The organism is Variovorax sp. 10N420, assembly GCF_056394705.1.
Window position 1 is genome coordinate 61409 of the sequence record NZ_JBFTIJ010000019.1, and the last position, 11504, is coordinate 72912.

The window sequence follows — 11504 nt, forward strand, 5'->3', positions numbered from 1 at the left end:
TCAGATGGCGGAACTGCGAAACCGCAGTGCCGATTGCCGAACCACTTCGGCCAGCAGTTTTTCCTTGCCCTGAAGCTCGCGCAGCCAGCGCGCGTCGTTGCGGTTCGCTTCGACGCTCGTGCGCAGATCGGACAACGCCTTCGTGGCGTTGAGCGCTTCGCTGTGCCATTCGAGCTGCGTCATCGTCATCAGGATGTGGTCGCGCAGCGGCATGTGCTCGCCGCTCGCCGGGTCGACATAGACGGCGTCGAGTCCGAAGCGGCAGGCCTGAAAACGGTTGTACGTGTAGACGAGATAGTCGTCCTCGCACGGCGTGAAAGGCTGCTCCTGCAGGAACCAGGCGGCCAGCGATTGCACATAGCCCGCGAGCGCTGCGGCCCGCTCTACCGTCAGCGGCGTGTCGAACACGCGGATCTCGATGGTGCCGAATTCAGGCTTGGGGCGGATGTCCCAATAGAAGTCCTTCATGCTGCGGACCACGCCGGTGCGCGTCATTCGCATGAAGTAGTTCTCGAACTCCTTCCACGACAAGGTGAACGGCGCGCGGCCCGACAGCGGAAACGCGAACACCGAATTCAGCCGCGCCGAATCGAACTGCGTGTCCTGCCCCTGCACGAAGGGCGACGACGCCGACAGCGCGATGAAGTGCGGGATGTAGCGCGACATGCGGTGCAGCATCAGCAGCGCCCCGTTGGCATCAGGGCAGCCGATATGCACGTGCTGGCCAAAGATGGTGAACTGCTTCGACAGATAGCCGTAGAGCTCCGACAGCTCCCGAAAGCGCGGCTTGTCGTAGATGCGCCGCTCGTGCCACTGCTGGAATGCGTGCGTGCCGCCGCCGACCACTGCAATGTTGAGCTTGTCGGCATTGCGCACGAGCGCATCGCGGATCGGCGTCAGTTGCGCGATGACGTCCTGCGCCGAATGGCACACGTCGGTCGAAATCTCGATCATGCTCGACGTCATCTCCGGCACGACGCTGCCGGGCAGTGGCGTCTGGGCCATCAGCCGGAGCATGTCCGCCGCGTAGGGCGCGAGATCGTAGTCGTGCGTGTTGACGAGTTGCAGCTCGAGCTCCACGCCCAGCGACAACGCCACGGAATTGTTGAAACGCTCCAGCGGCACGATGCGGCTCGCCGGCGTCGCAGGCGTGCCATCCGCCTGGAGTTCCATAGGGCGTGAGCTCATCGCTGTTCCTCCACAGTCCCAAACGCCTCAGGCAGCCACGGCCTGGAACTCTCGCCCGCGCCGTGAATGGCAATGGTGGCAATCACCGCGCCCAGCACTTCCATCAGCAGGATGGCGGGCAGGGCCACTTGCGTGATCATCGCACCCAGGAGTGGCGACGCGGTGACGAAGGCCGACGTAATCAGCAATGCAATCGAGGACAAGGGCGACATCGCGCAGCCGACCCAGAAAGCCTGCTTCCAGCTTGCGCCGCTGCCCGGATTGGCGATGGCGACGCCAGCGATCTTGGAGAAGGCGCGCACGCCGATCACCGCCAGCACCAGGCTCGCGACCGGCAGGCTCCAGTCGGCTTGCGCGGCGACGATGGACACCAGCACGAACATCAGCATCGTGATCAGCGAAGCAGCGGTGCCCAACTGCCGGGGCCACGTCCACGGCTTGGGGTTGAGCGCCTTGAGCAGCACCCCGCCGATCAATGCCGCCAGCGGCGCCGAACCACCGAAGTGCGCCGCCAGCGCAGCGCCCGCGGCAATGATGGCGAGCAGCAGGATCGACGTGTTTTCGCTGGTCGGGCTCATCACGCGCAACGCCGAGCGCAACGAAAGCGCCATCAGCGCGCCGACGACGAAGGACATCCCCAGCACCACCAACACGGGCGACAGCTTCTGAAGCAACCCCGTCGGCGCATGCTCGATCAGCCCAGCCTGCGCATAGCCGAGCGACAGCGCATAGAAAGTGTTGAGCGTTGCCAGCGTCATCGCGCGCTCGGTCACAGGGCCCGATGCGCGCGTGTCGATCACGACCCGGCTCAGCACGGCCGGCGACGCGACGATCGCCATCAGCGCGATGGGGTTGGCGACCGGGTCGGGCACTTCCATCCAGTGCAGCACCCAGAACACCGCGAAGTAGGTGATGGTCGATTCAAGCAGGCTCTGCACCAGCACCATCGGGTTGTGTCGAAACCAGCGTAGCGGCAGGCGTCCGCCCGCCTCGAAAAGCACGATCGCCACGCCGAGTTCGACCAGGAAGAGGCTGATGCCCTGCAGCGGCCAGATCGCGCCTTCGAAGCCGGCAAAGCCCACCACCGTGCCGACGATCGAATAACCGATCACCTTGGGCATCCCCATGTAGCGTTGCACCAGATGGCCCGAGGCGGCCGCTGCCGCCAGCAGCAAGGCCCACAAAACGGTCGGCAGGCCCGCCGAGGGGCGGACCCACTCGGACCAGAAGCTCAGCAGATCGCTGGAAAAGAAAGACGTCATCAATAAGATTCAAACAAGGGGGAAACGCTGCGCTGCCACCCTCTGGCGCGGGGCCCGGCGAAACATCCAGGAGCGCACGAGGCGTTCATGGTGCGAAGAAGGAAAAGTGCGTTCAGTGCAGCACGCGCGAGGAGGGCATGCCCCCCGCATCGGCTTCCAGCACGAACATGGCAATCGGGACGTCGAAGCGCTCCGCACGTTCCGTCACGATAAAAAGGCTGCCGTGCATCGTACCGCTCGGTGCCTGGAGGCGGCAGCCGCTGGTGTAGCGAAACGATTCCCCCGGCGCCAACAGGGGTTGCTTGCCGATCACGCCCAGCCCGTCGACTTGCTGCGTGTTTCCATCTGTGTCGTGGATCACCCAGTGCCGCGCAATCACTTGGGCCGCCACGTCGCCGTGGTTGGTGATCGTCACCGCATACGCAAAGGTATAGACCCGGTCGGCGGGCGACGACTGGTCGGGCAGGAAGCGCGGTTCGACCTGCACCGTCATCGGGAAGTTGGACATCGCCGGATGGTAAGGCACGCCGTACGCGGGTTTGCCCTGTACTGCGACAATCCGACCCCATGAGCAGCCCCTTTCGCATCGCCCCTTCCATCCTTTCCGCCGATTTCGCGCGCCTGGGCGCCGAAGTGAGCGACGTCATCGCCGCCGGTGCCGACTGGATCCATTTCGACGTGATGGACAACCATTACGTGCCCAACCTCACCTTCGGGCCGATGGTGTGCCACGCCCTCAAGCCGCACGCGCAAAAGCCCGACGGCACGCCCGTGCCTATCGACGTGCACCTGATGATCGAGCCCGTCGATGCACTGGCCGCCGCCTTTGCGCAAGCCGGCGCCGACTTCATCAGCTTTCACCCGGACGCGTCGCCGCACATGCACCGCAGCATCCAGGCCATCAAGGCCGCGGGCTGCAAGGCCGGCCTCGTCTTCAACCCGGGCCTCGGGCTCGAAGCGCTCGACTGGGTCATCGACGAAATCGACCTCATCCTGATCATGAGCGTGAACCCCGGCTTCGGCGGGCAGAGCTTCATCGATTCGGCGCTGCGCAAGATCGAACTTGCGCGCAAGCTCATCGACGCCACCGGCCGCGACATTCGGCTGGAAGTCGATGGCGGCATCAAGGTCGACAACATCGCGCGCGTTGCCAGCGCCGGCGCCGACACCTTCGTGGCCGGCAGCGCCATCTTCGGTGCGGGGGACTACAAGAGCGTCGTGACCGCGATGAGAGAGCAACTCGACGGGTCGCTCAAAGCTTGACCTTGTCGGAGTAGACGCCGTCATTCTTTGCGGCCGGGGCCTTCGCGGTGAGCATGACTTGCTCCTGATTCGTTGATCTTGATTCATTGCTTTTGGTGGGCCATGTTGTCGCACGGCATCGCGGCAAACACGGTAGGAACTGCCAACTCGGCGTTGTAGGATGGCCGGCGAAATGACAGCCCCCAGCAACGAGCCCACCCTCAACGACCCCCTCGGCGACTCTCTTCGCATTCACGGCATCGCGTCCCCCAGGCCCGGGCCGAAGCTCATCGTGCTCGGTGGCGTGCATGGCGACGAGACCTGCGGCACCGTCGGTATCGAACGCGTGGTGGCCGACTTCGACGCCGGCAAGCTGCAACTGCTGCGCGGCGAGCTGACGATGGTGCCGGTCGCGAATCCGCTCGCACGACGCCGCATGCGACGCGAAGGCGAGCGCAATCTCAACCGGCTTTTTCAGCCGACCCCGCCGGGCGTCGAACCCGCCGACTACGAAGCCCGAATCACCAACCTGCTGTGCCCGCTGCTCGATCGGCACGATGTGCTGCTCGACCTCCATTCATTTCAGAGCGCCGGAGAAGCCTTCGCGATGATCGGGCCGCGTGACAACGATGGCACGCTGGAACCCTTCGCGCGTGCTTTCGAGGAAGGGCAGCTTGCGCTGCATCTCGGCACGCCGCGTGTGGTTGAAGGCTGGCTGGACATCTACGCCGCCGGAGTGGCCCAGCGCACGGGCGGGCAGTCGGCGGACGAGGCGGAAGTCGCCTTTGGACGCGGCACCAATGAATACATGCGAAGCCGCGGCGGCTACGGCGTGACGCTGGAATGCGGGCAGCATGAAGATCCGGCTGCGCCTGAGGTGGCGTATGCGGCGATTCTTTCCGCGCTGCGCTTGCTGGGGATGATTGCGGCCGACCCGCAAGCCGAGCCGCCGAAGCCGCCTTCGTTGCTACGGCTGGTGAGCGTGACTGATCGGCTGCATGAGGACGATCAGTTTGTGCGGGAATGGGCGACGTTCGATGCGGTCGCGAAGGGCGAGGCGATCGGCGTGCGCGAGGATGGGAGCGTGCTGCACGCGGATCGGGATGGGTTCATCGTGTTTCCGAATGCTGAGGCGTTGCCGGGGAGTGAGTGGTTTTATTTTGCGGTGGGGAGTGATGATCGGGATTTGGGGCGGGTGGATAGTTGATAGTGCGCCGGATTGCCAAAGCTGTCTGCAGCTCTTCGCTTGCTGTTCGCGGACGGCTTGGATGGGCCCGAAGGAGACCGTCACGGCTCAAAAATGGCCGACCGAAACCGGCCGTCCAATGAGCGCTGCGGCGTCGGGTGGCTTGACGCGCGGACAACGTCGCGACCCTCTTCTTTCGACTCGGACGGGCGCGCACGCCAAACCCTTCAACGAATAGACGGTCGCGAAAGCGGGTAAGTGTTCTGGGTGGTTCTTTGTACTGACGTTGCGCGCCGGCCGCACTCAGCCTCAGAGCAGCTTGAGAGCGTCACCCGGATTGACGCCCGTGACGCTGCAGCCCACCGCGAGCACCTCCTTGAGGCCAGCGTCGCCTGCGCGAACTTGGCGTACCGTCTGCGTGATGACCGGGAGGGCAACCGAGGGCATCGAGAACTGCGCGGGCAGCCGGGTCTGCTGGTTGAGCCGCTCTGCGAGGAAACGCGCGACAGGCGCGTCGATACTGCGCGCGAAGAAAAGCGTCATGCCCCATCGCACCGTAGCCGCCATCCGGAGAGACGCGACGACCAGCACGCGGGCCTGCACGTCGTCGGAATGGCAAACTCGCACGGCCGCGCCGAAGTTGACGACTTGGTCTCGGCTGACAAACTGGACGACCTCGGCTGCGGCGGCGCTTGGCGCCATGGTGAGGCCGGCCTGGAGACGCTCCAGGATAGGCAGCACGTCGACCTTGTTCGCATCGCGGGCCTCGACGCGCCAGCGCTCGAGAAGTTGGTTCGGCTCGCCCGAGGCTAGAAGGAGGCCGACCGCCAGCATGCCAGGCAGCAGTTCCTCTGCCATGACAGTCGGAGCACCCGGCGCTCCACGCTGTGCATTTAGTTCGGCAGTGACGTCGGACATGCCCATGACGTAGCGGAGAAAGCGTGGCGACGTACCGCCTACAAGCTCGCGCAGTACGAGCGATTTCGACCCAAGGTGCCGCGTGAAGAGGTCATCGCCTCGCAGTAAGACGGAGACTCGGTCGAACATCGCGCTTGAGGCGTCGGGCCAGTGAGCCTCGAGGAATGCGACCTGAGCTTCAAGGACTCCAACCCGCATGGATTGGCCGGGAGTCAATTCGTCAACGGCCAGGTCGGGCTGGCTCGCCTGGCCAAAGGCAATCACAAAAGGCTTGCCATCGGGAAGCAGTCGGTCGGGGTTTTCGATGAGCTGTGCCGTGGCGTTCGCGGCCTGGAGGATGGCCTCCCAGCGCTTGTCGCCCTCTGCCCACGCCTCAGGCGGAAGCAGCAGCACCGCATCGGTCAAAAGCGCGCTGCAGCGCCGAAGCTGTCCCGCTCGCAACGCGCAGTACGACGCATCGATGAGAAGGCCGACGCGGGTCGGCACAAACTCGTCGTTTTTCTGCCTAGCGCCTTGCTCGAAGAGCAGCGAGGCGCGGTCAAACTGCGCCAGCTTTGCGGCCGAGATTGCGACTCGCCGGAAGGCAAAAGGGTCGGTGACAGCCTGCAAGCCGAAACGCGCGATGGTCGCATCCCACGCCGACAATGCTCGGCCGTGGTCATCGGACTGTCCCATCAAATTGATGCGCTGCTCCTCAATAACGGCACTCGGGCCAAAGAGGTCTGTAGCCCGGTCAAGGACGGCGAATCCGGCGAGCAAGTCATCAGCGTACTCGCTCAACACAATCGACTTCGCACGTGCGACCTGCGCTCCGTACAGAGGGAGTTTGCAGGATTCGCAGACGGCAAGCGCTTGGTCGAACACTTCGAGCCAAGGTGACCAGTGGGGGCTGTCCTTATTGGCTTCCGCGACCCACCCGGTATGTACAAACGCGCCGAGGTCACGAACGTGCGGCCAATCGAGCATCTCATCGAACTGGCCGGCGAGCGCCTGATTCAACGGATTGGAGAGGAATGCCAGGAGGTCGTTGAAATCACGCAGCGTTCGCACTCCACCCGCGCGGAGTGACAAGAAGAACTGGAACGTCGTGGCGCTCTGAAGGAAAGCGAACCCCGGCAGGGCCGGCATGGCTTTCATGTTCGCGACACCGCCAGCTATGAAGGACGCGGCAGGCTCCTGCGCTTGCACTACACTCGAGACGGCGTCGAGCACCACTTCCATCGTAAGCGCGACATGCTTACTCAGTACCGTCATGTCGTACATAGCGCGGCTGAACGCCCAGTTCGCATCGGCATTGCGCGGCCCAAGTTCGTCGCGCCACGCGCGTGCGAACTCCGCGAGGCGCGACGGGTCTTCAACCTCCGCGACAAGGAACTGGAGATACCGCAACGAAGGCATCGCGGACTTCAGCGCGACCGGCACCGGGCCGCTCTCTAAGCCAACATGCAACACCCAGGAGCAGTGCGAGAAGACCCGTCGTTGGACTTCATCATCTGCTGCCACAAGTTTCTGCATGCTGGACAAAAAGCGTCGTGCATCAAGCGCGATGAATGCATGAAAGACCAGCGCGCCAGCGTCATTCGCTGTGATTGACTCGCAGGCGGAAATGGAGTCAAAGAGCTTGGCGTGGACGGCGCGATGCTGCTCCAGGGTCCAAGTGACATTGACTTCGCCTCGAAGAATCTGAGTGACGCGATAGCGCCCGTTGCCTAGTTCCTCGAGCCAGCGCCCGGTCAGAGCCGTCAGCACAGCCTGCGCGCCGGTGAGCTTGGGCGGCAGTCCCGCGAGATTGAGCAGCATCTCACGGGTTGGTGCCACCATGAACTCGCCGGCCTCGAGCGCAAACTGACTAGCCTCGGCGCTCACTGACGAGTCCAGCAGCTCGCGCGCCATCTGCTTGGCCGACTGCGTACCGGGTGAAGGTGTGACGAACGTCGAGAGCTCGAGCGCAGGCCAACCTAGGTCGCGAAGTTCGACCAGTCGGACGTGCACGAGCGCAGGGTGGCCACCCGACTGAACGGCGATGAGCTGGCCCCAAGTATTCGCTAGGTCCTGACTGCTGCAATTGAAGTCGACGCAGTGCTCGGCAACCTCACGCTGTGACATTGCGGGCACGACGACAAATTCGACACCCCAGGAGGTCGCCACCTCCTGCTCGAGCGCCTCGGTGTGCCCCTGCGCCGTGATGAGCAGTGCGATACCTGCGACGCTCGCGCGATGCACGAGTTGCCGCAGGCTCGCGGCGTAGACGCGTCGGGCGTTCGCCGACGTATCCAGGTCGTCGAGAATCAGCAAGGACGGCCCATCAGGCCGGTCAATCGTGAGTGCGAGCAGCCGCAGCGCTTCCGACATGGCCGCCGGCGTTCTCCCTGAAAGCTCAGTCCAGCTCGCATTGAGGCCGGCGTCGCGCGCGACAACCTGCGCAATCGTCGTCTTGCCTTTGAACACCGAGCCGACAAGAAGTACTGCGTCACGGCGGGTGACGCGCTCAGAGACGGCGTCCACCAGCGCCTGGCGGCGAAGAAGCGCACGTGGAGGACTGGGTGGCGTCCCCTGCAGAAGCGCCAAGTTCGCGAAGTTTGCCTGCAGCGAAGACAGCTGCGCGGCCACCACGAGCAGCCCACCCGCGCTGTTCAGGGGCATCTCAAGCGTGACCGTGGTTGCCTTCTCGATTTGCAGCCACAGCGAAGTCTTGTCGAGCTTGCGCTCGTCCGGTGAGGGCTTGAGTACCTGCTTCCAGCAGTGGGCCAAGAGCTCGTTCTTGGCCGTCCGTGCGGCGCTCCGGGGTTGTTTGGCCAAAACGAGCGCATCACCGATTCGCTCGAGAACAGCTTGCTCGACGACTTCCACATCCGGCTGACCAGTTAGCCAGGTGAACCGCTGGAGCAGTCTCGTCTGCAAGTCGCGCACGGTCGCAGACGTCAGAAACGCCCGAACGGGCTGGTTGTCCTCGAGGCTTGCGAGCAACTGCTGTCTGACGGCCTCCGCCATCACGGGGTCGAACGCGGCCTTGCCCCACGCCTCGATGCCAGGCAAGCCGCCGAACCGGGCGTCGCGCTCCTTCGCGATGTTCGACGTCGTCAGGTAGACGAACTTGACCTGACGGTCCGGAGAACGTTCTGCGGTTGCCCAGAAATTCCGAATGGCGTCGCGCACGTTCTGCGTGTTCAGAGACACACTGTCCTCGGTTCGCTTGACTTGCACCGTCGTGGTCTCGGAAGAGCTCACGCGGTCGATGTCCTCGGCGCCTTCGAGGAACAGCACCTCGTTGTCCGCCAACATCACCCAGCTCTCGATAGACCGCCAGATTTGATAGTCGTACCCACCCATCGCGCCTAGGGCCTCGCGTTGGGGCGTGCGAGGGAGCGGCTCGAGCGGAGCTTTTGCTTGTGGTTGCGGTTGCGGCGAAGGGTCGCTCATGGCGGCGGTCATTCCTAGCCGTGGTTCTCGAAGAGTCCCGAAGGCCCGCAGAGACGGTGGTTCAAAAGGCCCTGGGAGGCCAGGCTCGCGAGGAATTCCGGCGCGAGTTCGCTGAGGTCAGAGGTCATGATGGCTGCACATTCTGCCGCCGCAGAGAGAGCTTGACACGGAACTCGAAATGGCCGCATACATAAAAAGCGTGTCTGCTGTGCAGTAGGAGGCGGTGGAGCGGAGCCGTGAGGCTTGCGGAAAAGGCCATCGTGTTGCCGGAGAGCTGCCACTGGCGACCGGCGGCTCCTGGCCGCGTGCAGCTCTACGAGCTTCTCATAGACTTTGACGTTGCAATCGACCTCTCTTACAGCTCGGCTTCTCCATCAAGCGGTCCAGCTAGAGGTTGCGGTGACTCGCACTAGTAAGTCGGACGCATCAACAAGCTCGAGCGTACAACTGGTGCATGCAATGCATACCTCGCGGAAACTTTTTCAACGAGTTGTCCGAACCACAACGGAGCGGAGGGCGAAACATGGATAGCTTCGATAAGCTGGGACGGATTAACTGGAACGGAAACGTGCATTGCGCCCTTGGGAATCAGAGGCTCGTTGTCCGAAATCTCGGACCAAATGACAGCTCGAACCTCCTGTTCGTGCGCAAAGCTCATCCGCTTGTGCATGACTGGAAAGAGAGCGTTGCCGAACGGAATAGACGTTGTTTCGTAGTCGATGTACTGCACCGCCGACAAACCTACCGTGTATGGGCAAGACTCGAGGGCGCCCGCAAGAGCGTCGGAGGTGGTTCGGATGGCGATACCCACAGAGCTCGACAGGTAGAGCTTCCACATTGCCGCTGATTCGAACTCACTTGAAAACCAACAGCTTACGTATAGGTGCCGACGCATTACCTCTGGATGCTTCACCCAAAGTTCCGCATGCTCCGGACTGAGCTGGTACGGTGACGGGTCTGCGCGAAGCGCCCTTACCGCTGCTTCCGGAAGCATTCCCTCATAGGGATCCTCGAACAGGTCAGTCCGTGGGAACACCAGCGCGCGGTCTTCAAGTAGGCTAACCAACTTGGTGAAGTCCATGTAGCGCCATAGGGTGCGGCGGCCCTCCGGTGCCACGAACACCTCATGATTCTGGATGAGCATTTGCCAATCTGTGATTCGACGAAGTCGTCAGTTGGTCGGATTATTCGCGAATGGGCAACGGTGCCCGAGGTCCGCTTTTGGCTGCGGATTCAACCGGTCGATGCAACACACTAGGAACTGCGTAGGCAGAAGGAGTGTTGCCGATGAAGCGAAGACCTCGGATCTACTACACCGACAGCCAGAAAGCTCTGATGTGGGAGCGCTGGAAGCAAGGTGAGACCCTCCACCAGAACGATTCTCGGACGTGCGCCCTCCACGGTCAGCCGCGAGATCAAGCGCAATGGTGGCCAAGGATGCTACCGGGCGGCCCAGGCCGACCAGGCGGCCTGGGATCGGGCCCATCGGCCCAAGAGATGCAAGCTGGCTGGGAACCGAGCCTTGGCACACGTCGTGACAGACAAGCTCCAGCTGCAATGGTCGCCGGAGCAGATTGCAGGGTGGCTCACGCATACTTACCCGAGCGACGAGAACCGCCACGTGTCCCACGAGACCATCTACCGCAGCCTGTTCATTCAAGCCCGAGGGGCCTTGAAGAGGGAACTGCTGCAGCACCTGAGGCGCACGCGAGGCATGCGCCGCTCGCGCCACTACACGCAGAAGACAGACGCTCACGGAAGAATCCTTGACGCCGTGTCGATCAGCGAGCGCCCGGCCACGGTTGAAGATCGAGCGGTGCCTGGCCACTGGGAAGGCGACTTGCTGTTCGGAAGTTCCAACAGCCAGATCGCAACCCTGGTCGAGCGACAAACACGCTATGTGATGCTCGTGAAGGTCACCGGCAAAGATACGGAGACGGTCGTCAACGCGCTGATCAAGAATGCTCGCAAGTTGCCACAGGAGCTCTACAAGTCGTTGACCTGGGATCGAGGCAAAGAGATGGCCGACCACAAGCACTTCACCTTGGCGACCGATATCAAGGTCTATTTCTGCGACCCTCAGAATCCTTGGCAACGCGGAACCAATGAGAATACAAACGGCCTGTTGAGACAGTACCTCCCCAAGGGCATTGATGTCTCGACCTACTCGCAAGCCAAGCTGAATGCGTTGGCGAGAAGATTAAACGAGCGACCCAGGAAGACTCTCAACTTCCGAACACCGGCTGAGATGTTCAGCCAAACCGTTGCATCGACCGGTTGAATCCGCA

Annotated in this window: 7 protein-coding genes and 1 pseudogene; 3 read left to right on the forward strand and 5 right to left on the reverse strand. The window is 62.8% G+C overall.

Translation table 11 applies throughout. The features are described 5' to 3' along the window. The 3 genes from AC1DEK_RS28245 to apaG form a co-directional block, all read right to left on the reverse strand. On the reverse strand, window positions 1-1125 hold the full coding sequence (locus AC1DEK_RS28245) for a YbdK family carboxylate-amine ligase (RefSeq protein ID WP_478128644.1): 1125 nt from the start codon (window positions 1123-1125) through the stop codon (window positions 1-3). A 59-nt stretch (window positions 1126-1184) separates the two neighbouring features. Next, on the reverse strand, window positions 1185-2450 hold the full coding sequence (locus AC1DEK_RS28250) for a cation:proton antiporter (protein ID WP_478128635.1): 1266 nt from the start codon (window positions 2448-2450) through the stop codon (window positions 1185-1187). A 112-nt stretch (window positions 2451-2562) separates the two neighbouring features. Next, entirely contained in the window at window positions 2563-2958 is a 396-nt protein-coding gene (gene apaG / locus AC1DEK_RS28255; protein WP_478128636.1) for a Co2+/Mg2+ efflux protein ApaG, read from the reverse strand. A 59-nt stretch (window positions 2959-3017) separates the two neighbouring features. On the opposite strand from apaG, the gene rpe reads away from it, so the two are divergent. Then, on the forward strand, window positions 3018-3713 hold the full coding sequence (gene rpe / locus AC1DEK_RS28260) for a ribulose-phosphate 3-epimerase (protein WP_478128637.1): 696 nt from the start codon (window positions 3018-3020) through the stop codon (window positions 3711-3713). A gap of 172 nt (window positions 3714-3885) precedes the next feature. Next, window positions 3886-4899, forward strand: coding sequence for a succinylglutamate desuccinylase/aspartoacylase family protein (locus AC1DEK_RS28265; protein ID WP_478128638.1), 1014 nt, complete (start codon window positions 3886-3888; stop codon window positions 4897-4899). 288 nt (window positions 4900-5187) lie between these two features. On the opposite strand, the gene AC1DEK_RS28270 is transcribed toward AC1DEK_RS28265, so the two are convergent. Together AC1DEK_RS28270 and AC1DEK_RS28275 are read right to left on the reverse strand one after the other, a co-directional pair. Continuing rightward, entirely contained in the window at window positions 5188-9216 is a 4029-nt protein-coding gene (locus tag AC1DEK_RS28270; RefSeq protein ID WP_478128639.1) for an AAA family ATPase, read from the reverse strand. 409 nt (window positions 9217-9625) lie between these two features. Further along, window positions 9626-10360 carry a hypothetical protein gene (locus AC1DEK_RS28275; protein WP_478128640.1) on the reverse strand — a complete coding sequence of 245 codons (735 nt, stop codon included), beginning with the start codon at window positions 10358-10360 and terminating at the stop codon, window positions 9626-9628. 143 nt (window positions 10361-10503) lie between these two features. Here AC1DEK_RS28275 and AC1DEK_RS28280 point away from each other — a divergent pair. After that, window positions 10504-11497: pseudogene (locus tag AC1DEK_RS28280) on the forward strand (IS30 family transposase). Window positions 11498-11504 lie beyond the last annotated feature (7 nt).

Excerpts from the sequence above, each read along its gene's own strand:
- rpe (WP_478128637.1), top strand. The coding sequence starts at position 3,018 with ATGAGCAGCCCCTTTCGCATCGCCCCTTCCATCCTTTCCGCCGATTTC.
- AC1DEK_RS28270 (WP_478128639.1), bottom strand. The coding sequence starts at position 9,216 with ATGAGCGACCCTTCGCCGCAACCGCAACCACAAGCAAAAGCTCCGCTC.
- AC1DEK_RS28265 (WP_478128638.1), top strand. The coding sequence starts at position 3,886 with ATGACAGCCCCCAGCAACGAGCCCACCCTCAACGACCCCCTCGGCGAC.
- AC1DEK_RS28250 (WP_478128635.1), bottom strand. The coding sequence starts at position 2,450 with ATGACGTCTTTCTTTTCCAGCGATCTGCTGAGCTTCTGGTCCGAGTGG.
- apaG (WP_478128636.1), bottom strand. The coding sequence starts at position 2,958 with ATGTCCAACTTCCCGATGACGGTGCAGGTCGAACCGCGCTTCCTGCCC.
- AC1DEK_RS28275 (WP_478128640.1), bottom strand. The coding sequence starts at position 10,360 with ATGCTCATCCAGAATCATGAGGTGTTCGTGGCACCGGAGGGCCGCCGC.